Annotated in this window: 18 protein-coding genes; 8 read left to right on the top strand and 10 right to left on the bottom strand. The window is 70.7% G+C overall.

All coding sequences use genetic code 11. From position 1 onward, the window contains the following. The 4 genes from HNR40_RS30270 to HNR40_RS30255 all read right to left on the bottom strand — a co-directional run bounded on the left by HNR40_RS30270 (window position 1) and on the right by HNR40_RS30255 (window position 4,109). Window positions 1-849 carry a carbohydrate ABC transporter permease gene (locus HNR40_RS30270; RefSeq protein WP_184967263.1) on the bottom strand — a complete coding sequence of 283 codons (849 nt, stop codon included), beginning with the start codon at window positions 847-849 and terminating at the stop codon, window positions 1-3. Next, entirely contained in the window at window positions 846-1,712 is an 867-nt protein-coding gene (locus HNR40_RS30265) for a carbohydrate ABC transporter permease (protein WP_184967261.1), read from the bottom strand. Before HNR40_RS30265 ends, HNR40_RS30270 begins: the two co-directional genes overlap by 4 nt. Then, window positions 1,709-3,067 (bottom strand): ABC transporter substrate-binding protein, encoded by a 1,359-nt coding sequence (locus tag HNR40_RS30260; RefSeq protein WP_184967259.1) that lies wholly within the window; start codon window positions 3,065-3,067, stop codon window positions 1,709-1,711. The genes HNR40_RS30265 and HNR40_RS30260 overlap by 4 nt, the downstream gene beginning before the upstream one ends. A 70-nt stretch (window positions 3,068-3,137) precedes the next feature. Beyond that, entirely contained in the window at window positions 3,138-4,109 is a 972-nt protein-coding gene (locus tag HNR40_RS30255) for a LacI family DNA-binding transcriptional regulator (protein WP_221340965.1), read from the bottom strand. A gap of 146 nt (window positions 4,110-4,255) precedes the next feature. On the opposite strand from HNR40_RS30255, the gene HNR40_RS30250 reads away from it, so the two are divergent. Genes HNR40_RS30250 through ispG form a run of 3 tightly spaced genes read left to right on the top strand, consistent with a single transcriptional unit; the run spans window position 4,256 to window position 7,845 of the window. Next, window positions 4,256-5,398 carry a mandelate racemase/muconate lactonizing enzyme family protein gene (locus HNR40_RS30250; protein WP_184967255.1) on the top strand — a complete coding sequence of 381 codons (1,143 nt, stop codon included), beginning with the start codon at window positions 4,256-4,258 and terminating at the stop codon, window positions 5,396-5,398. Between the two features lie 34 nt (window positions 5,399-5,432). Next, complete coding sequence (dxr, locus tag HNR40_RS30245; RefSeq protein ID WP_184967253.1) at window positions 5,433-6,665, top strand: 1-deoxy-D-xylulose-5-phosphate reductoisomerase; 1,233 nt, start codon at window positions 5,433-5,435, stop codon at window positions 6,663-6,665. A 10-nt stretch (window positions 6,666-6,675) separates the two neighbouring features. Further along, window positions 6,676-7,845 carry a flavodoxin-dependent (E)-4-hydroxy-3-methylbut-2-enyl-diphosphate synthase gene (ispG, locus tag HNR40_RS30240; protein ID WP_184967252.1) on the top strand — a complete coding sequence of 390 codons (1,170 nt, stop codon included), beginning with the start codon at window positions 6,676-6,678 and terminating at the stop codon, window positions 7,843-7,845. Here the strand turns inward: ispG and HNR40_RS30235 are convergent. Beyond that, complete coding sequence (locus HNR40_RS30235; protein ID WP_184967251.1) at window positions 7,829-10,060, bottom strand: xanthine dehydrogenase family protein molybdopterin-binding subunit; 2,232 nt, start codon at window positions 10,058-10,060, stop codon at window positions 7,829-7,831. The genes ispG and HNR40_RS30235 overlap by 17 nt on opposite strands. Window positions 10,061-10,196: 136 nt before the next feature. Between HNR40_RS30235 and HNR40_RS30230 the strand changes: the two genes are divergently transcribed. The 3 genes from HNR40_RS30230 (at window position 10,197) to HNR40_RS30220 (ending at window position 13,270) form a co-directional block, all read left to right on the top strand. Next, window positions 10,197-11,825, top strand: a complete 1,629-nt coding sequence (locus tag HNR40_RS30230; protein ID WP_312896561.1) for an alpha/beta hydrolase — start codon at window positions 10,197-10,199, stop codon at window positions 11,823-11,825. Window positions 11,826-11,861: 36 nt separating this feature from the next. Then, entirely contained in the window at window positions 11,862-12,704 is an 843-nt protein-coding gene (locus HNR40_RS30225; RefSeq protein ID WP_184967370.1) for a GNAT family N-acetyltransferase, read from the top strand. A gap of 80 nt (window positions 12,705-12,784) precedes the next feature. Further along, window positions 12,785-13,270, top strand: coding sequence for a mycothiol-dependent nitroreductase Rv2466c family protein (locus tag HNR40_RS30220; protein WP_376773524.1), 486 nt, complete (start codon window positions 12,785-12,787; stop codon window positions 13,268-13,270). Here HNR40_RS30220 and HNR40_RS30215 read toward each other — a convergent pair. Further along, window positions 13,242-13,892: a TetR/AcrR family transcriptional regulator gene (locus HNR40_RS30215; RefSeq protein ID WP_184967247.1), complete on the bottom strand. Its 651-nt coding sequence runs from the start codon at window positions 13,890-13,892 to the stop codon at window positions 13,242-13,244. The genes HNR40_RS30220 and HNR40_RS30215 overlap by 29 nt on opposite strands. A 92-nt stretch (window positions 13,893-13,984) precedes the next feature. On the opposite strand from HNR40_RS30215, the gene HNR40_RS30210 reads away from it, so the two are divergent. Next, window positions 13,985-14,356 carry a nuclear transport factor 2 family protein gene (locus tag HNR40_RS30210; protein ID WP_184967245.1) on the top strand — a complete coding sequence of 124 codons (372 nt, stop codon included), beginning with the start codon at window positions 13,985-13,987 and terminating at the stop codon, window positions 14,354-14,356. Between the two features lie 29 nt (window positions 14,357-14,385). Here HNR40_RS30210 and HNR40_RS30205 read toward each other — a convergent pair whose 3' ends face one another. Then, window positions 14,386-15,687: a tetratricopeptide repeat protein gene (locus HNR40_RS30205; RefSeq protein ID WP_184967243.1), complete on the bottom strand. Its 1,302-nt coding sequence runs from the start codon at window positions 15,685-15,687 to the stop codon at window positions 14,386-14,388. Next, the gene (locus tag HNR40_RS30200; RefSeq protein ID WP_221340964.1) at window positions 15,680-17,854 is read right to left on the bottom strand and encodes an AAA family ATPase; all 2,175 of its coding nucleotides are present in this window, start codon (window positions 17,852-17,854) and stop codon (window positions 15,680-15,682) included. Before HNR40_RS30200 ends, HNR40_RS30205 begins: the two co-directional genes overlap by 8 nt. Window positions 17,855-17,918: 64 nt before the next feature. Between HNR40_RS30200 and HNR40_RS30195 the strand changes: the two genes are divergently transcribed. Beyond that, entirely contained in the window at window positions 17,919-18,869 is a 951-nt protein-coding gene (locus HNR40_RS30195) for a hypothetical protein (protein ID WP_184967239.1), read from the top strand. Here the strand turns inward: HNR40_RS30195 and HNR40_RS30190 are convergent. Further along, complete coding sequence (locus HNR40_RS30190) at window positions 18,855-19,250, bottom strand: DUF3037 domain-containing protein (protein WP_184967237.1); 396 nt, start codon at window positions 19,248-19,250, stop codon at window positions 18,855-18,857. The genes HNR40_RS30195 and HNR40_RS30190 overlap by 15 nt on opposite strands. Continuing rightward, on the bottom strand, window positions 19,247-20,056 hold the full coding sequence (locus HNR40_RS30185) for a HipA family kinase (RefSeq protein ID WP_184967235.1): 810 nt from the start codon (window positions 20,054-20,056) through the stop codon (window positions 19,247-19,249). Before HNR40_RS30185 ends, HNR40_RS30190 begins: the two co-directional genes overlap by 4 nt. Window positions 20,057-20,229: the final 173 nt, after the last annotated feature.

The following is a 20,229-nucleotide window of genomic DNA, read 5'->3' as shown; positions in this document are numbered from 1 at the left end:
TCAGCCCTTGACGCCGGTGAATCCCAGACCGGCGACGATGTACTTCTGGAAGACCAGGAAGACCAGCACCGGCGGGGCCAGCGCCATCGCCATGGCGGCGATCAGCTCGTCCTGCGGCGCCTGCTCGGCCAGGTTGGCCAGCGCGACGCTGATCGGCTGCTTCTCCGGGTCGGTGATGGCCACGAGCGGCCAGATGAAGTCCTTCCAGCTGTGCATGACGGCCAGCAGGCTGATGACCGCCACGATCGGCCGGCTCATCGGCAGCACGATCTTGGTGAGCAGCTGCCAGGTCGTCGCCCCGTCGATGCGCGCCGCCGCGAACAGCTCCGCGGGCAGCGCGTCGAAGAAGCGCTTGGCCAGCAGCACGTTGAACGCGCTCGCCCCCGCCGGCAGCCAGATCGACCAGTAGGTGTCGACCAGCCCCAGGTCGATGACGGTCATGAACAGGCTGACCATCGAGACCGTGTAGGGGACGAACATCGTGGCCAGGATCGCCCCGTAGACGTAGCGGCCGAACCGGGGCCGCAGCACCGACAGCGCGAACCCGGCGGTCACCGCCACGAACAGCTGCACCGCCCACGCCCCGCCCACGACCTGCAGCGTGTTGAGCAGGTACCCGCCGACGCCCAGATCGGCCCAGGCGGTGGCGAAGTTCTCCGGGCGCGGGTCGGCCGGCAACAGCGCCAGCGGCTTGGCGATCAGGTCGGCCGAGGGCGAGACCGCGCCCTTGACCGTCATGTAGAGCGGCCCGATCCCCAGCGCCACCAGCAGCCCGAGCGTGACCCACTGGATCGAGCGCAGCGCGGCCCGTACGGCCGGCCGCCGCTCCTCCACCGGCGAGATCATCATGAGGCGCTCCAGCTCCGGGTGGCCCGCAGATAGACCGCGGACAGGATGCCCAGGACGATCGCCAGCAGCAGCGACAGCGCGGCGGCCTGGCCGTAGGCGCCGTCCTGGAAGGCGTAGCGGAAGATCAGCAGCAGCACGGTCAGGGTGGCGTTCTCCGGGCCGCCGCCGGTGAAGACGTACGGCTCGGTGAACACCTGCATGGTGGTGATGAGCTGCATGAGCAGCAGCAGCCCGATGACCGGGCGCAGCTGCGGCAGCGTGATGTGCCAGATCCGGGCGCGGATGGAGGCGCCGTCCATCTGGGCGGCCTCGTACAGCTCCGAGGGGATGCCGACGATGGCCGCCAGGTAGATGAGGACGGCCCCGCCCATCCCGGCCCACGTCGACTGGAGCACCAGGCTGAGCATCGCGCTGCCCGGCGAGTCCAGCCACGGGAACGGTCCCAGGCCGACCAGGCCGAACAGCTCGTTGAACAGGCCGTGCCCGGGGTCGTAGAACCACTTCCACAGCAGGATCGCCACCACCGGGGGGATGACGACCGGCAGGTAGACGAGGAACCGGTAGAGGCCGGCCGCCCGCCGTACCGTGGCCATGACCGTGGCCAGGACCAGCGGGGCCGGGAAGCCGATCAGCAGCGCCAGCCCGACGAACAGCAGGGTGTTGCGGATCGAGACGCCGAGCAGCGGGTCGGTGAACAGGGCGGTGAAGTTGGCCGGCCCCACCCACTCGGCGGGATCGACCAGGTTGGTGCTCTGGAAGCTGATCAGCAGCCCGCGCACGATCGGCCACCAGGAGAAGGCGCCGAAGACGATGAGCGCGGGCACCAGGAAGACCAGTGCCGTGAGCGTGTTCTTGCGGATCATCGCTGGGCGGCGGCGAGCTTGGCGTTCACGTCGGTCTCCGCCTTGGCCAGCAGCGCGTCGACGTCGGCGTCCTCGTCGGTGAGCACCGCCTGCACGACCGTGTCGAGCACCGCGTAGACCTGCTGGGCCTGCACGGGCGGCTCGGGCTTGAGCGTGAGCGCGGGCGTGCCCTCCAGCCAGGGCGCGAAGTGCTCGAGCTTGACGTTCACGTGCGGCTTGACCGCCTCGTCGATCTTGGCCTGCTGGGCGGCGTCGAACATCGGCAGCGTCGGCACCCCGACCGCCGACTCGGGATCGGCGGCGAGCTGCTTGGCCCGCTCGGCCGCCGCGGCCGGGTCGTAGGCGGGCTGGGCGTAGGCGAACAGCAGCCACTTCACCGCAGCCGCGGCCTTCTCCTTGCTCACCGACTTGGGCACCAGAAAGACGTCGCCGCCGGTCAGCGTGGCCTTGCCGCCGGCCTGGGGGAGCGGGCCGATGCCGAACGCGTCGGTGTTCTCCATGCCGTAGGTCATCTTGGCCAGCCGGTAGGTGCCCGGCGTGCCCATGTACATGCCGATCTCGCCGGCGGCGAAGCGCTTGATGACGTCGTTCTGGTCGTTGAGCTGATTGCTGCCCATCGAGTCGTCGCTCCAGCGCATCTCCTTGAGCAGGGTCAGCGCCTTCTTCGTGGGCTCGGCGTTGAAGGCGGCGACGTACTTGCCGCCGCTGTCCTTCTCGATCTCGCCGCCGTGGGTGTAGGTGAGCATGGTGAGCTGCCAGCCGCCCTGGTTGCTCTTCGACTCGTGGACGAACCCGGCCTTGCCCGTCTTCTCGGCGATCCGCTTGGCGGCCGCGCGTACGTCCTCCCAGGTGGCGGGGGGCTTGTCCGGGTCCAGCCCGGCCTTGGTGAACAGCTCGCGGTTGTAGACCAGGCCCTGGGCGAAGGGGGCCTGCGGCACGCCGTACACCTGGCCGGAGCCGTCGCTGAGCGGCTGCAGGACCTGCGGGTTGAACTCCTTGTAGTGCGCCCACTTGCCGAGCTCGCCGGTCAGCGGCTGCACCTGCTTGCGCGCGATGAGACCCTGCGGCTCGGTCAGCGGGACCTTGATGACCTCCTCGGCCCGCCCACCCGCCAGCTTGGCGGAGAACGTCAGCGGGTCGAAGGCGGTCGTCGAGCCCTGGACCTTGATGCCGGGGTTCTGCCGCTCGAAGTCCGAGACCATCGTCTTGAACTGGGCCAGGCCGGGCTTGTCCGTGGCGGGCGGCATGCCCTGCACGCGGATCACGACCGCGCCGTCGTCGGCGCTGGGTGATCCGCACGCCGCGAGCGCCGTGGCGAGGACGGCGCAGCCGAGAAGGGCGGCGGTGTGTTTCATGATGACTCTCCCGCGTTGGGGCAGGTGGGGATAGAGGTACGGCGAACGCCGTACCTCCAGGAGGGTGGGTTCAGCGCGGGGCGGGCCCCGTGGAGGCGCGCGGGATCAGGCGCGAGCCGATCTCCACCACGCGCCCCCCGCCCCGGCCCGCGATCGTGTCGATGAGCAGGTCGGCGGCCTGGGTGGCGACCTCGTCGGCGGAGATCCTGATCGTGGTCAGCGAGGGGGTGGACGTGGCGGCCAGCAGCGTGTCGTCGATGCCGATCACGCTGACGGCGCCGGGGACCTTGACGTCGAGCTTGGCGAGCTGGTGGAGCACGCCGAGGGCGACCAGGTCGTTGTGCGCGATGACGGCGGTGGCGTCGCCGGAGGCGACCAGGGTCGCGGCGTGCACGCCGGTCTCGAAGCGGGGCTCGTAGGGGCCGAGCTCGGCGAGCGAGAGCTCGTGCGCCTCGAACGACTCCCTTATGGACTTGCCGCGTTCGAGCTCGGGTCGCGAGCCGTTGACGAACACGCAGCGGGTGTGGCCGTAGGCCTTGAGGTGCTCGGCGGCCTGCGAGATGCCGGCCGTAAGCGAGATGCGCAGCTCGGGGATGCCCTCGACGTGCCGGTTGACCAGCACGAGCGGGATCTCCGCGGCCAGCTCGCGGAGCCTGTCCTCGCCGAGCATGGACGCCCAGAGCACCAGGCCGTCGACCCTTTTGGAGACGGTGGCGATGGTCTCGAGCTCGTCGAACTCCCGCTCGTCGGTGTCGGCGGCCAGGATCGTGTACCCCTGGCGCCGGGCCCTGGCCTGCATGGCCTTGAAGATCGGCGGGAAGAACGGGTTGTTTATGTCGGGGATGATCAGCCCGAGCGAGCCGGTCCTGCCACCGCGCAGGGAGCGGGCGGCCGGGTTGGGCGCGTAGCCGAGCTTGGCGGCGGCGTCGAGTATGCGCTGCAGCGTCTGCGGCTGCACCTGGTCGGGCGCGGTGAAGGCCCGCGAGACGGTCGAGACGGAGACCCCGGCGGCGCTCGCCACTTCCTTGATGGTTACCGCCACTCCGGCCTCCTCTTCGTTGGTAGGCAGGATGCTTGCAAACGTTACCGCCATGCGTCAAGAGTGATAAATCCAGATCTTTTGCAGATTACGCAGAGATGTCATGATGCGTTCTTGAGATTCTCGGGAACGTTTTCATAGGAGCACGCGTGAAGATCACCGGCTGGGAAGTGCTGACCCTGCCCGACCACGGCGACAGCATGATGCTGCTGGTCCTGGATACCGACGAGGGCCTGCACGGCATCGGCGAGGTGGGCATCCGCTCCCGCCAGAAGGCCGCGGCCGGCGCCATCGACCACCTCGGCGAACTGCTCGTCGGCGAGGACCCGGCCAGGATCGAGCACCTCTGGCAGGTCATGTTCCGCCGCGGCTTCTTCCCCGCCGACCGCTTCGTGTCGGCCGCCATCGCCGCGGTGGACGTCGCGCTCTGGGACATCAAGGGCAAGGCCCTCGGCGTGCCCGTCTACGAACTGCTCGGCGGCCGGGTCCGCGACCACGTGCCCGCCTACATCCACCTGGGCGACGGCTATGACGACCGCGAGCGCTTCCTCGCCAAGGCGCGTGACCTGGTCGCCGAAGGCTGGGGACACCTGCGCTTCGCCGTGCCCCACGCGCCGGACGGCGTCCTGGACCAGCGCGCCTCCATGCGGGCAGGAATCGAGCTGTTCCACCAGGTCAGAGCGGCCGTCGGGGATGAGGTCGAGCTCATCCTGGACGTCCACACCCGGCTCGACCCGCCGGAGGCGCTCACCCTGTGCAGAGAGATCGAGGCGGCGCGGCCGTACTTCGTGGAGGACCCGCTGCGCAGCGAGGGCCTGGACGCCTACCGCATGCTCCGCTCCCGTACGGCGGCGCCGCTCGCGGCCGGCGAGCAGTTCGGCTCCAAGTGGGAGTTCCAGCGCCTGGTGGAGGCCGACCTGATCGACTACGCCCGGGTCGACGTGGGCGTGGCCGCCGGGCTGACCGAGGCCAAGAAGATCGCGGCCATGTGCGAGGCCCACTACGTCAAGCTCGCCACCCACAACCCGCTCGGCCCCGTCACCGCCGCCTCCTCCCTCCACCTCAACCTCGCCTGCCCGAACGTGGCCATCCAGGAGCACCAGGAACAGCCGGAGCCCGAGATCGACGCGCTGTTCACCGCCCGGCCGAAGATCCACGCCGGCCGGGTGGAGATATCCGAGATTCCCGGCATCGGGGTGGACATCGACCGGGACGCCGCCCGCCGCTACCGGGCCGTCGCCGCCGAGCGGCCCCATCTGCGAAGCTCGGACGGCGCTTTCACCAACTGGTGAACGGGGCGGCGCCTCCTGGCGGGAGAATGGGGCCGTGCATGCAGACATCTCCCGCCCCGTCGTCGTCCTCGGCTCCACCGGCTCGATCGGCACCCAAGCGCTCGACGTGATCGCCGCCCACCCGGCCGGCTTCCACGTGGTGGCGCTGGCGGCCGGGGGCGGCAGAGCCGACCTGCTCGCCGAGCAGGCCGCCCGGTTCGAGGTCGAGGCGGTCGCGGTGGCCGACGCGGCAGCCGTACCGGCGCTGAAGGAGGCGCTGGTGGCGCGCGGCGCCCGGCCCGAGGTGCTGGCCGGGCCCGAGGGCGTCGCCGAGGTCGCCACCTGGACGCCCGGCGGGTCCGGCGACCTGCCCGGGGCCGCCTGGGCGCCGGGCGCCACGCCGCTGGTGCTCAACGGCATCACCGGGGCGCTCGGCCTGACCTCCACGCTGGCCGCCCTCGACGCCGGGCGTACGCTCGCCCTGGCCAACAAGGAATCCCTGATCATCGGCGGCCCCCTGGTCAAGCGGCGGGCCAAGCCCGGCCAGATCGTGCCGGTCGACTCCGAGCACTCGGCGCTCCAGCAGTCGCTGTGGGCCTCGGGACCCTCCGGCTACGACCCCGAGGCGGTGCGCAAGCTCATCGTCACCGCGTCCGGCGGGCCGTTCCGCGGCAGGCGGCGCGCCGAGCTCATCGATGTCACCCCCGAGATGGCCCTGGCCCACCCCACCTGGTCGATGGGGCCGGTCATCACCATCAACTCCGCGACGCTGGTCAACAAGGGCCTGGAGGTCATCGAGGCGCACCTGCTGTTCGACATCGGCTTCGAGCGCATCGAGGTCGTCGTCCACCCGCAGTCGATCATCCACTCCATGGTCGAGTACGTGGACGGCTCCACCATCGCCCAGGCCAGCCCGCCTGACATGCGGCTGCCGATAGCGCTGGCGCTCGGCCACCCCCATCGCATCGACGGCGCAGCCCGGCCGGTCGACTGGACCACCGCCCACACCTGGACGTTCGAGCCGCTCGACAACGACGCCTTCCCCAGCGTCGAGCTGGCCAGGCACGTCGGCACCGAGGGCGGCACCGCCCCGGCCGTCTACAACGCGGCCAACGAGGTCTGCGTGGACGCCTTCATGCGCGGGGCCCTGCCGTTCCTCGCGATCGTGGATACCGTGGCCGAAGTCGTCGCCGAACACCAGGTCACCCCGGCCGACTCGGTCGAAGAAGTGCTCGCGGCCGACGCCTGGGCCCGCACTCGTGCCGGTGAGCTCACCGGCGTTGCCTAGACTGGGTCCCGTGACTTCTGTAGCACTCGGCATTCCGACGGTCCGCCCGAAGCCGCTCGCCGAACGCCGGCACTCCCGCCAGATCATGGTCGGCAACGTGCCGGTGGGCGGCGACGCGCCGGTATCCGTGCAGTCGATGACGACCACGGTCACCGCCGACATCAACGCGACCCTGCAGCAGATCGCCGAGCTGACCGCCTCGGGCTGCCAGATCGTCCGCGTCGCGGTGCCGTCCCAGGACGACGCCGAGGCCCTGCCCATCATCGCCAAGAAGTCGCAGATCCCGGTCATCGCCGACATCCACTTCCAGCCGAAGTACGTCTTCGCCGCCATCGACGCCGGCTGCGCGGCGGTGCGGGTCAACCCCGGCAACATCAAGAAGTTCGACGACAAGGTCGGCGAGATCGCCAAGGCCGCCGCCGACGCGGGCACCCCGATCCGCATCGGCGTCAACGCCGGCTCGCTCGACCCCCGCCTCCTGCAGAAGTACGGCAAGGCCACCCCCGAGGCGCTGGTCGAGTCCGCGCTGTGGGAGTGCTCGCTGTTCGAGGAGCACGGTTTCCGCGACATCAAGATCTCGGTCAAGCACAACGACCCGGTCGTGATGATCAACGCCTACCGGCTGCTCGCCCAGCGGTGCGACTACCCGCTCCACCTCGGCGTCACCGAGGCCGGCCCCGCCTTCCAGGGCACGATCAAGTCGGCGGTCGCCTTCGGCGCGCTGCTGGCCGAGGGCATCGGCGACACCATCCGCGTCTCGCTGTCGGCCCCTCCGGTCGAGGAGGTCAAGGTCGGCGCCCAGATCCTGGAGTCGCTCGGGCTGCGCGAGCGCGGCCTGGAGATCGTCTCCTGCCCGTCCTGCGGCCGCGCCCAGGTCGACGTCTACACGCTGGCCGAGCAGGTCCAGGCCGGGCTTGAGGGCATGAAGGTGCCGCTGCGCGTGGCCGTCATGGGCTGCGTCGTCAACGGCCCCGGCGAGGCCCGCGAGGCCGACCTCGGCGTCGCCTCCGGCAACGGCAAGGGCCAGATCTTCGTCAAGGGCGAGGTCATCAAGACCGTCCCCGAGTCGCAGATCGTGGAGACCCTCATCAAGGAGGCCATGCGCATCGCCGACGAGATGGGCGTCGAGATCGACCTCGACGACGACGCGCCCGGCCCGCAGGTCACCGTGGCGCGCTGAGCCAGCCCCACACCACCTCGGGCGTCATCGGGGTGCGCGTCACCCGCTCGGCGACCTCGGGCAGCGCCGCGGCGACCGCGTTGGCGATCGCCGCGGGCGGACCGATCGTGCCCGACTCCCCGGCGCCCTTCATGCCGCCCGGCGTGATCGGCGACGGGGAACTCCACAGCACCACCGTGATATCCGGCACGTCGCGCACCGTCGGCGTCAGATACATGGCGTCCGGCTGCCCGTCAGCCGAGTAGACGATCTCCTCGGTCAGCGCCATCCCGATGCTTTGGGCGATGCCGCCGACCAGCTGTCCCTCGACGATGGCCGGGTTGACGACCACGCCGGAGTCGGCGACCGCCCAGTAGCCCTCCACCTCGACCTTCCCGGTCTCCGGATCGACGGCCACCGCCGCCGCGTGCGCGCCGTAGGCGTAGGTGGAGTCCGGCGGGTCGTAGGACACCCGCTCCTCCAGGCCGGGCGCGAAGCCCTCGGGCAGGTCCCAGCCGCGCCAGGCGTGCGTGGCGATCTCCCGCAGCGTCAGCGCCGCGTGCGGGTCGCCCTTCACCCGCACCGTCTCGTCGACCAGCTCCAAATCCTCCGGCGCCGCCTCCAGCCGGTGCGCGGCCAGCGCGAGCACCCGCTCCTTGAGCCGGTCGGCCGCCTGCCGCAGCGCGCCGCCGCCGACGACCAGCGACCGGCTCGCGATCGAGCCGATCCCCGAGTACGGCGTGGCCGCCGTGTCACCCAGCACCACCCGCACACCTTCCAGCGGCACCCCGACCCGCTCGGCGGCGATCTGCGCCAGCGTCGTCTCGATGCCCTGCCCCATCCCGGCCACGCCCGCGGACACGACCACCGAGGCGTCCGCCTCCATGCGCACCACCGCGGTCTCGAACCCGCCAGCCCGCATGCCCATCCGCCGCATCACCTCAGACGGGCCGAGACCGGTGCCCTCGACCTGGCAGGAGTAACCGACGCCGCGCCGCCGCCCGTCGTCCTTGGCGGGCGCGTCGACCAGCTCGCACAGGGCGCGGAGCGCGCCCGGGTAGTCGCCCGAGTCGTAGGCCTGGCCCATCCGGCTGGTGTAGGGCAGCTCCTCCGGGCCGATCAGGTTGCGCAGCCGCAGCTCGACGGGGTCCAGGCCGAGCCGCCTGGCCGCCTCGTCGATCAGCCGTTCCCTAGTCATCGCCGCCTCCGGCATGCCGAAGCCGCGGTAGGAGCCGGTCGGCACGGTGTTGGTGAGCACGCACCGCAGCCGCGCCCCCGCGCGCTCGAACCGGTACGGACCCGGCAGCATCGAAGCGGTCACCGCGAACGGCGAGGTGCCCACGTTGGACGGGTGCGCGCCCAGGTCGCCGAGCACGTCCGCGTGGATTGCCACGAACCGCCCGTCCGCGTCCAGCGCCAGCCGGGCCCGGTGCGCCGCCGCCCGCGCCGGCAGCGACGCCACCAGGCGGTCGCCCGGAGTCTCCGCCCACGCCACCGGACGGCCCAGCCGCATCGCCGCCAGGCACACCAGCGCCTCGTCCGGATACAGGTGCTCCTTGGAACCGAAGCCGCCGCCGGTGTCGCCGGCGACCACCCGGATCCGGTCGAGCGTGAGGCCGAGCGCGTGCGCCGCGTGGTCGCGTACGTGGTGGGGGGCCTGGGTGGCGGTCCACAGCGTGAGGTTGCCGTCGCTGTGGTGGGCGACGACGCCGCGGGGCTCCATCGCGTACGGCGCGGCCCTGCCGTAGCGGAAGGACATCTCCACGACGTGGGCCGCCTCGACCTCCAGCGCGTCGGCGTCGCCCAGCGTGAAGTCCGTGACCACCTCGCCCTCGGCGAGGTCCACGACGGGAGGCAGTTCGGCGAGGTCCAGGTCGATGAGGTCGGCGGCGTCGCGGGCGAGTTCGGGGGTGCGGGCCACGACCAGGGCCACCGGCTGGCCGACGTAGCGGAGCGTGTCGTCGAGCACCGGGTAGCTGGTCTGTGCCTGGCCGGGGGCGACGGTGACGCAGGGGAGGGCGGCGCCGGGGGCCTCGCGGGCGGTGATCACGTCCAGCACGCCGTCAAGGGCGCGCACCGCGTCAGCCGCGCAGCCGAGCAGGCGGCCGTGCGCGATCGGACTCCTGACCACGAACGCGTGGACCATGCCGGGCAGGCGCACCGCGCCCACGAACCGGCCCGTGCCCGTCAGAAGTCGCGCGTCTTCCCTGCGGGGTGTCCTGGAACCGATGACCATGTCGTGATTCTGGGCCGATTACAGAAGGCAATCAAGCGATTACAACATGGTAAGAGTTTCTCCATACCGAATGTAGTGGATCCGCCGCGGGCGGCACCATCGCAGTGCCGTACGACTAGAGCGGGGGAACAGCCGGGTGAAGCGGGTTGTCGGGATTGTCGCCGGACTGGCGGTGCTGGCCATGGGGGCCGTGGGGATGGGCAGCGCGGTGGCCGCGCCCTCCGAGGCGTCCTCCGGGCGCGCGGACGTCGTCTGGGAGAAGTGCGCGAACAAGAAGCAGGGGTCGGTCACCGGGAACGTGCTCGGCGGCACCGGGCTGGTCGACGAGGAGCCCGCGGGGCCGGGCGTCGAGTGCGCCACGGTGCGGGTGCCGCTCGACTACCGCGAGCCCATGGGACAGACCATCAAGATCGCCCTCAACCGGGTCAAGGGCAGCGTCTCGCGTGACCACAACCACCTCGGCACGCTTCTGGTGAACCCGGGCGGGCCCGGGGCCTCCGGGCGGGAACTGGCCGAGTACGTCGCCGCCGCGCTGCCGGGCAAGCTCGCCGAGCGCTTCGACGTGATCGGCTTCGACCCGCGCGGCGTCGGGGCCAGCGAGCCCGCGCTGCGCTGCGTCGACCCGGCCAAGTTCTACGCGCCGCCGCGGCCCGACGCCGTGCCGCGTACCGGCCGCGACCAGACCGTGCTGCAGGCCCGCGCCCGCGACTACGCCGAGCGCTGCGGCAACCTGTGGGCCTGGATGCTGCCGCACATGACCACCGAGAACGTCGCCCGCGACATGGACACGATCCGCGCCGCGCTCGACGAGCAGGAGATCAGCTACCTCGGCTACTCCTACGGCACCTACCTCGGCGCCGCCTACGCCACGCTCTACCCCGAGCGGGTCAAGCGCCTGGTGCTCGACAGCAGCGTCGACCCCGACGGCGTCTGGTACAAGGCCAACCTGGCCCAGGACCGCGGCTTCGAGCGCAGGCACCGCGACTTCCTCGCCTGGACGGCCAAGAACAACAAGGTGTACAAGCTGGGCCGTACCGCCAAGCAGGCGAGCTTCGCCTGGTACCAGATGCGCTCGCGCCTGCGGGAGCGGCCCGCCGGGGGAGTGGTCGGCCCGAGCGAGCTCGACGACATCTTCACCGTCGGCGGCTACACCGACACCATCTGGCCCTCGCTGGCGCAGGCGTGGGCGAGCTACGTCCGCAAGGGCGAGACGAAGGACCTGGTCGCGGCGTTCAGGCGGCACGGCGAGAAGGACGCGGAGGACGAGAACGGCTACGCCGTCTACCTGGGCGTCCAGTGCCGCGACGCCGCCTGGCCGCGCGACTGGAAGGTGTGGCAGTCCGACATGAGCCAGCTGCACCGCAAGGCGCCCTTCCTCACCTGGCCCAACGCCTGGTACAACGCGCCGTGCGCCTACTGGCCGGTGCCCGGCGGCAAGCCGCCCAGGATCCAGGGGGCCAAGGAACTGCCGCCGGTGCTCATGCTGCAGTCGAAGGGGGACGCGGCCACGCCGTACGTGGGGGCGTTGAACATGCGCAAGCTCTTCCCCACCGCCCGCATGCTCACCGAGTCCGGCGGCAACCACGGCATCTCGCTGGCGGGCAACCGTTGCGTGGACAAGGCCCTGGCCGCCTATCTCGCCGACACCACCGTGCCCAAGTTTGGCGCTACTTGCCCGAGCCTGCCCGCTCCGCGGCCGGCTGCTCGTATGTCGTCTGGTTTGCCCCAGGGTCACGAAAGGCTCACCGAGGTCATAGCGAGATGAGCCAATCGGGGGGCGTTCGCGTAGTCTGACCGTGTGATGCTGCGTACATCGGCGTCGCGCGTGCTCGATGACAGCGATCGCGATGAGGTGCTCGACCTCCTGGACACCGATCCGGTCGCCAACGTCTTCGTCGCCTCCCGGGTGCGGACCGTCGGACTCAATCCGGCACGGCTGGGTGGTCAGATGTGGGGCTTCGGGCCGCGCGGCGGTCTCGTCTCGCTCTGTTATGCCGGTGCCAACCTGGTGCCCGTCAACGCCGGCCCCGAAGCCGTGCACGCCTTCGCGGACCGTGCCCGCAAACAGGGCCGGCGGTGCTCGTCCATCGTGGGCCCGCAGGGCGCGGTGTCGCAACTGTGGGAGCGCCTGGAGCCGCACTGGGGGCGGGCTCGGGCGATCCGGTGGGCGCAGCCGGTGATGGCGACCGCGCAGAAGCCGCTCGTCCCGGCCGATCCGCTGGTACGGCGGGTGCGGCCGGAGCAGTTCGAGCGGCTGCTGCCGGCCTGCGTGGCGATGTTCACCGAGGAGGTGGGCGTCTCGCCCAACGCCGGTGACGGCGGCGCCCTCTACCGGACCCGGGTGGCCGAGCTCATCCGGATCGGGCGCTCCTACGCCCGGATCGACGACGGGCGGGTCGTCTTCAAGGCGGAGGTCGGGGCGGTGACGCCGCAGGCCTGCCAGATCCAGGGCGTGTGGGTGGATCCGCAGCTCAGGGGGCAGGGGCACGCGGTGGCCGGGATGGCGGCCGTGGTGGAGGCGGCGCTGGCCTGCTTCGCGCCGGTGGTGACGCTGTACGTCAACGACTTCAACCGCTCGGCGCGGGCGGTGTACCGGAAGGTCGGGTTCCACGAAGTAGACACCTTCATGTCGGTACTTTTCTAGCTATGTTGGTGTCCTTTTGGTTTGATCCGACGTGTCCGTATACGTGGATCGTCTCCCGGTGGCTCGTCGAGGCAGCCGACGTGCGCCCGCTCGACATCCGGTGGCGGCTGCTCAGCCTGGCCGCCCTGAACGAGCACCTGGAGGTGGACCCGGAAGGCGACACCGAGGGCTACCTGTGGCTCCCGGCCCGGATCTGCGCCGCCGTGGAACTCGCCCACGGCCCGGCCGCGCTCGGCCGCTTCTACGAGGAGACGCAGAAGCTCGACGGCTGGGACTGGACGCCGGCCCTGGAAGCCGCCGGGCTCCCGCCCGAACTGGCCGCGGCAGCGGAGAGCACCGACTACGACGACCACCTGCGCGCCTCGACCGCCGAGGGCGTGGCGAAGGTCGGCCCGCACGTGGGCACCCCCATCATCGCCGTCGAGAACGGCCCCGCCTGGTTCGGCCCGGTCATCTCCCAGATCCCGCGCGGCGAGGCCGCCGGAGCCCTGTGGGACGCCACGCTGGTCGTGGCCGCGACGCCCGGCTTCCACGAGCTCAAGGGCGTTCCGCACGCCGAGATCTAGGCGCGTAGTCCTGGAGGCCCCGGGCCAGGAGGGTGAAGGCGCGCTCGCCGTACCGGCGCACGTCGCCCGCGAGCTCCCGCACCCGATCGTCGGACAGCAGCCGCACGCGGGCCAGATCCACCATCGCCCGGTGCACCCCGACCAGCGCCCCCGCCGCCACCCGCGCCGTGGTCTCGTCACCGGTGTCCGCGGCGATCACGCGGCCCAGGTCGGCGGTGAGCCGGGTGAAAGCCTGGGCCTCCCTCGCCTGCAAGGCGGTGCTCTCCGATATCACCCGATGAACGGCGCGGGCCCGGGAGAGCGCCTCCTCATCACCCTCGGCGACCGCCTCCAGCAGGCCGCCGGCCTCCAGCAGGAACCGCCGCACCGCCGCGATCACCGGCTCGCCCACGGCCCGCTCGGAGACGGCCGCGACCAGGCGAGCCCCGAACTCGTCCAGGCCCGAGTAGAACAGGTCCTCCTTGGCCGGGAAGTAGTTGAACACGGTGGCCGGCCCCACCTGCGCCTCCCGGGCGACCTCCGCGACCGTCACCCGGTCGAAGCCGCGCTCGGAGAACAGCCGCCAGGCCGTCTCCATGATCTGCTGACGCGTCAGCTCCTTCTTGCGCTCCCGCAGCCCCACCCGGACACCTCGCTCCAAACTTAGAGTTGCTATAAATCAATAGTAACTCTAGATTGAGAGCAAGTACACGATTCTCGCCGAGGAGGAACACCATGTCCGCGGAAGTACTCGATCTGGTGACCCGCTGGGCCGCCGCCGAACAAGCCAACGACGCCCAAGCCCTCGACGCCCTCCTGGCCGACGGCTTCGTCGGAGTGGGCCCGCTGGGGTTCGTGCTCACGCGTGAGCAGTGGCTGGTCCGCTTCGACAACGGCCTGGTCAACAACGCCTTCGTGGTGGAGGAGCCGCAGGTGCACGAACACGGCGCCGCCGCGGTCGTCGTCGGCGTGGACGCGCAGCAGACCACGTTCGGCGGCCGCGACAACTCCGGCCGCTTCCGCCTCACCCTGTCCGCCGTCCGTCAGGAGACCGCCTGGAAGATCGCCAGCATCCACCTCGGCCCCCTCCAGCAATTGGCCGGCTAACCATCACGGCCGTGCACGCGCTTGGCGGCTCAGCCTGACCCGATCGCGCGGTTGATCGGTACCCGGGTCAGAAAGCTGTCCGGCGACGACAGGCTGGCGGCCTTCGCCGACACCGTGGCCCGCGCGCGCTCCAGCCAGTGCCCGGCCTCGTCCTTGCCGCACGCTTGGAGGACCTGGTGGTGCACGTAATACACCTCCTCGGTCCGCAGTGCGGGCATGGTTCCGGCCTCCTCCAGAAGTGTCACCGCGAGCGTGCTGGAGCTGAGCGCCGCGTCGATCTCGCCGCGCCGCAACTCCACGAGCGCCTGCAACGAGAGCGCTCCGACCTGGCTGCGGCGGAACCCGGTCCGGCGGCACTCCTGAACGGTCTCGGCGCACAGCCGGTGGGCCCGTTCAAGGTCGCGGTGCCCGGGCGCCATCAGCAACTCGGCCAGGTAGGTGCGCAGGATGGGGGCGATGGAGGCGTGCCCGGCGCGCAGGACACGCTCGTACCCGGTGTCGATCATCGGCCGGGCCTCGTCCGGCCTGCCCCACTCCAGGTAGAGCTTGCCGAGCAGTCCCTGGTTGTACCCCTGGTGCACGCTGAGATCGGCGTCCGCGCGCAGGACACTCAGCGCCTCCTCGAGGACCTGCTCGGCCTCCTCGAACCGGCCGGTCGCGGTGAGCAACTGCCCCAGGTAATTAGAGATCATCGCGAACTGGTCGCGGGCGTGGGCCGCTTTCAGACCCCCGATGGAGCGGCGCAGACCCTCTTCCGCCTCGTCGAACCGGCCGTCGTCGAAGGCGGCGACCCCGATGTGGCCGTGCAGTCGTGCGGTCTGCACGCGGAACAGCGGCCGGTCCGCAGGCGGGATCTCGGTCTCCGCGCACTGCTCGGCGATCCTGCGAGCCTTCTCGAGCGTGGCGATGCCGTCGGCCATGTCGAGCCCCACCAGATGGTGGCCCAGAGAGGACAGCGCCTCCACCCGGGCGAGAGGCAGGCCGGACTTCTCCGCATGGCCTGCCGCCTCGCGGAAGCAGGAGACTCCCGCGTGCAGCCCCTCGGCGGCCAGGCGGTAGGCGCCGGCGCTGACGCCGGCCATGGCTTGGAGCGCGGGATCGCCGGTACGAGCCGCCGCCTCGACCGCCGCCTCGACCTGAGCGCGGATGGTGTCGGAAGGGCTGGTGGCCCACCACAGCTCGGTGGCGGTGAGCTGGAGATGGCTGAGCCGTACCGTGAGTTCGTCGTCCGGTGCTCCGGCGGCCAGGCCCTCCTGGCATTGTTCGGCGACGCGGTGGTAGTCGCCCCGCGCGTAGGCGGAGAGGGCGGCGCGAAGGAACCGGTCAGTCATCCTGGTGCTCCTCCTGCGACAGCCGTGCGGCCTCTGCCGCCAGCCAGGCCGACGGGATGAGGTCGGTGTTGCCGCGGGCGTGCTCGGCCGCCTCGCGCAGGAAGCCGCTCGCGGTGTCGGGCCGGCCCGTCGCGCGGGCTTCGACGGCCAGGAGCAAGGCCCGCGCCGCCTTGCCATCGCCGCCTTCGCCGGGCGGGAACGCGGCGACCGAGAGCTCGGCGGCCGTGCGGGCCTCACCGATCCGGTCCAGCGTCCAGTGGGCCCACGCCAAGTTGTATTGGGTCATCCCCAGGATGCGGGGGATCTCCACCTGCCTGCCCTCGTCGTTGGCCTGGCGGAGCGACTCCAGAGCCGCCTCGGTCTGGCCGAGACCCAACTGCGCGATGCCCAGGACGTTGCGCGCGTAGCCGAGCGCCTCCGGCACGCGGGAGGACTGGTAGTCGGCGATGCCGGCCGCCGCGCTTTCGGCGGCTTCGGCCCACCTGCCGGCCACGACGTACGCGGCGCTGCGGGCGTCGTGCGCGCGCGCCCGTGTCATGGGATCGCCGGTCGCGGCGGCCAGGGCGTCGAGACGGTCGGCGACCTCCAGCGCGGGCTCGATCTCCTCCAGGTAGGAGTAGGTCAGGCTCAGGCAGAGCAGGGCATGGTCCTCGTGGAAGCGTTCGCCGATCTCGTGGGCGACGTCGACGGCACGCTCCAGGAGTCTGGTGGCATCGCGCAGCCGCCGTGACTGCCGGAAGAGGTCACCTAGGGCGAACAGCGCGCGGGTGAGCTGCAGCCTGCGGCCGGGAGAGAGCTCGGCCAGCCGGATCGCGGTCTCCAGGATGGCCACGCTGTCGTCGGTGGGACCGCCGACGTGATGGGCGAGCCCCTTGCCGACCAGATGGGCGAGCAGCGCCTCCTCGTTGTCGAGCCGGCCGTCGATGGCCTCGTGCATGCCGAGGACCTCGCGCACCGAACCCTGCCAGAGCAAGAACTCGCCGATCTCGTCCAGAAGGAACGCCGCCGCGTCGTAGTCCTCCGCACGGACGCGGTGCTCGAACTCCAGACGGTGCTGGACCAGATCGTCGGCTGAGGTCCAGGGCTGGGGGACACGTTGTGTGGCGTACCAGCTGGCCACGCGGCGCTCCAGCACACGGCGGCCCCAGGGGTTCTGGTCGTCCAGCGCCGCGTAGGCGATGTCGGCGTCCAGCGGGTGGAGGGTGAAGGTCCGCGATCGGGGGTGGCGGGTGACCATGTAGATGTCGGCCAGTCTGGCCAGCGCTCGCGAAGGGTCCAGGCCGGGAGAGAGCGGCCGCATCACCCACTGCACGGCCTCGGGTGGCACCGGGCTGCGGAAGACCGCGAGCACGTCGAGGGTCAGGCGCTCCTCCTCGCTCAGCTCGTTGAGGTTGCGCTGGGCGAGCTGCTCCACGATGTTGCCCCGCGCGGAGTAGTCGCTGATGACGTCCTCAAGCGTGGGCAGTGTCAGGTGGTCGTTGACGATCGCGCCGATCGCCAGCTCCAGCGCCCGGGGGACGCCGTGCAGGCGCTCCGCCGCGGCTTCGAGCTCGGCGCGCGAGGCCGAGGAAAGGCCGGCCGCGCCGTCGTGGTCGAGTTCGAGCAGCAGGTCGGCGCTGTCGGAGACCGGCAGCCCCTCCTGGAGGTGGACGCGGGACTCGAAGCGCAGCAGCGCGGGATCGAGACCCAGCGGGATCTGGGAGGTGAGGAGGACCCGAGGCGCGTTGGGCACGCGGAACACGGTCTCGAAGAAGGGCACCAGATCGTCGTCGCGCAGTTGCCCGTCGCTGCGCAGGTGGTCCTCGAAGTTGTCGAGCACGACGAGCACGCGTCGTTCGTGCCCGAGAACCTCGAACAGGTCGATCAGCCTGTCGTACGCCGACTGCTGCCGTCCCCAGAGCGCCTGTAGCGCCTCCCGTTCGCCGGCCGGGACCAGCCGGCAGCATGCGAAGAAGATGCGCTCGACGGTGATCGCGCCGTCTACCCTGCTGCTGAGGTTGACGAACCCGTGGAAGGTCGTCGTCCGCGCTGACAGGGTGTCGACCACCTTCGCGCCGAGGGCGCTCTTTCCGATGCCCCGGCGGCCGAGGATGCTCACCATCCGGATACCCGGTCTGGCCAGTGCCTCGCACAGCCGGTCGAGTTGCTCGGTGCGGTCTTTGAACAAGTCCAGCCCATATCCGATGGGCGGTCCCACGACCGTGGGCGAAGGGGCCATAGATCCTTTTACCATGTCCTTGAACATTCCCGCGGAAAAGGAGTTCGGGTTGGCCGAAAAGGAAATTCCGACCCGGCAAGAACGTGTTCTGACGACCGTTCGCGACAGAAGCGTACAGGTTCTCACGTGGGTGACCTTGTGCGGTGTGATATTCGTCGGCACTGGCTGGATCATGGACGGCGCGGCATACGTGCCGGGGCTTCTCCTGGAGCTCGGAGTTTCGCTCATGTTGCTGGTTCCGTTGGCGCTTCTCGGCCTCATGCTGGAGAAACGGCTACGCAAGACCGAAGAGCACATTCGCGATGCCACCGCGCGCCTCGACGCACTGAGCGCGGTGACCAGGGAGCGGCTGATCGAGCACCGTCGCCAGCGTGCCGACCTCTACCAGGACGCGGAGCGCAACCCCACGCAGGCTCTGCTGCGCGAGCTGCTCCAGGACGCCATAGCGGTCGGCGCGGTCGCGCGGGAAGGTCCGCGCGTGCGTATCGCGGGCACCACGTTACGGCTGCGCCTGCGCATGCCGGCGCCGGACCAGAACACGCTCGAAGCCATTGTGGAAGAAGCCGGCGGCGGCGCCAGAAAACATCTCTCCTGGCCGGAGGACGAAAGCGCCGAGGGGTTCGCCGAACGGCTGGCCGAGATATTGAGAACGGATCACCTATATCCGGGTGACCAGGCCTACGACCCGTCCGACCTGCTCCTGCGATTCGTAGAACTTCTGCACACCGCGGTCGAGGCGAGGACCGGGGAAAGCGAGCACGACCTGGGAACGGTCCTCGAAATACCCAATACGCAATGGGTGGTCAGTCGTGAGGGGCTTTACTGCCTGGACCGGCATTACCACATTCCGGTGGCGCGACTGACGGGCTTCACCGACTGGCCCACCTACATGGCAGGACAGGAATGGGCCGATCGTACGCGGTTCGGCGAAGCGTACCACCTGGCCCGCTCACTGCTGAAGTGAGCGGGAGATGTGGACGAGGGTGGTGAGGAGGCGGTCGAGTTCGGCGTCGGGGTCGTCGGTGAGGCCGGCGTGGACGGGGCCGGTTTGGACGATGGTGCTTCTGGGGGCGGTCAGCCAGCGGAAGCGGGCGCCCAATGGCTGGCTGGACAGGGGGCCGGAGGAGGCGTCGCAGGTGAGCTGGTAGGCGGCCAGCGCCTGGCGGAGGGCGGGGACGTCGGCGGACGGGTCCAGGGCGTGCAGGCGGGATTCGTCCAGGTCTACCCGGGCGCAGAGGTAGGAGCGGGGCTGGCAGTACAGGAGTACGCCGACGTTGATCTGCTCGCCGCGCTCCACGCGGGGGATCACGCGGATGACGGCGTATTCGTAGGCGTCCCTGCTCATCGTTCGCTTCCTCGCCAGAACTCGCCGACCGAGGCCGGGCCGGGCTTCGCCTGGGGTTCCTCGCCGCGGACCAGCCAGGCGCCGGGGCCGTGGGCGCGCTGGAGGAGGTGGTCGACGTAGGCCTGGCGGACGTCGGCGGCCGAGTCGAAGCCGGGCTCGCCGTCCAGCCACTCGTCGGGGACCAGGTCGGTGACCTCGTGGAGGAGCTCGGGGGTGATGCGGGCCGACAAATCGGTGGCTGCCGCGTTCAGCTGGGTGGCGTAGGTGGCCAGGACGTGGTCGCTCGCGTCGAAGGGCCGCTGGGGGTCGGCGGTGCGCCAGTTGTGGTGGAACCAGAGCGCGGCGCCGTGGTCGATCAGCCAGACGGTGTTGTGCCAGACCAGGAGGTTGGGGTTGCGCCAGCTGCGGTCGATGTTGTGGATCAGGCCGTCGAACCAGACCACGCGCGAGGCGAACCCGGGGTCCGGCGGCCATGCCAGCGGCTCGAAGCCCAGCGCGCCGGGCAGGAAGTCGACGGCGAGGTTGAGCCCGGCGCTCTTGCGCAGCAGCTCCTGGACCTCCTCGTCGGGCTCGCGGTCGCCGAACTGCGGGTCGAGGTCGATGAGCTTCAGCTCGGGGGTGCGCAGCCCGAGCCGCCTGGCCAGCTCGGCGCAGATGATCTCCGCCACCAGCACCCGCCTGCCCTGACCGGCCTCGCGGAACTTGACGGCATAGGTGCCGAGATCGTCGGCCTCCACCACCCCGGGCAGCGACCCGCCCTCCCTGAGCGGCGTCACATACCTCGTCGCCCCCACTCTCTCCAGCACATGATCGAGGCTACCGTGCTTCTTCTCCGTTGCGGTTTCTGTCTCTTTCCATCCGTTACGGCTCGCGCCCGCCCACCCGCCCCGCCGCACCCGGCGCGCGTCCGTCGAGCGATGGTCGTGAGGGCTCACGGCCCGCTCGCCGTAACAACTCCGCCCCTGGCACGCGCTGGCGA

Origin of the sequence: Nonomuraea endophytica (genome assembly GCF_014203235.1) — a bacterium.
GTDB classification, from domain to species: Bacteria; Actinomycetota; Actinomycetes; order Streptosporangiales; family Streptosporangiaceae; genus Nonomuraea; species Nonomuraea endophytica.
This window is presented reverse-complemented; position numbering and strand designations above follow the sequence as displayed.

Bases quoted from the DNA above. Each gene is read 5' to 3' on its own strand.
- HNR40_RS30265 (WP_184967261.1), bottom strand. From the start codon at position 1,712: ATGATCCGCAAGAACACGCTCACGGCACTGGTCTTCCTGGTGCCCGCG.
- HNR40_RS30210 (WP_184967245.1), top strand. From the start codon at position 13,985: ATGTCCGCGGAAGTACTCGATCTGGTGACCCGCTGGGCCGCCGCCGAA.
- HNR40_RS30190 (WP_184967237.1), bottom strand. From the start codon at position 19,250: ATGAGCAGGGACGCCTACGAATACGCCGTCATCCGCGTGATCCCCCGC.
- HNR40_RS30270 (WP_184967263.1), bottom strand. From the start codon at position 849: ATGATGATCTCGCCGGTGGAGGAGCGGCGGCCGGCCGTACGGGCCGCG.
- HNR40_RS30195 (WP_184967239.1), top strand. From the start codon at position 17,919: ATGTCCTTGAACATTCCCGCGGAAAAGGAGTTCGGGTTGGCCGAAAAG.
- HNR40_RS30225 (WP_184967370.1), top strand. From the start codon at position 11,862: ATGCTGCGTACATCGGCGTCGCGCGTGCTCGATGACAGCGATCGCGAT.
- HNR40_RS30235 (WP_184967251.1), bottom strand. From the start codon at position 10,060: ATGGTCATCGGTTCCAGGACACCCCGCAGGGAAGACGCGCGACTTCTG.
- HNR40_RS30260 (WP_184967259.1), bottom strand. From the start codon at position 3,067: ATGAAACACACCGCCGCCCTTCTCGGCTGCGCCGTCCTCGCCACGGCG.
- HNR40_RS30205 (WP_184967243.1), bottom strand. From the start codon at position 15,687: ATGACTGACCGGTTCCTTCGCGCCGCCCTCTCCGCCTACGCGCGGGGC.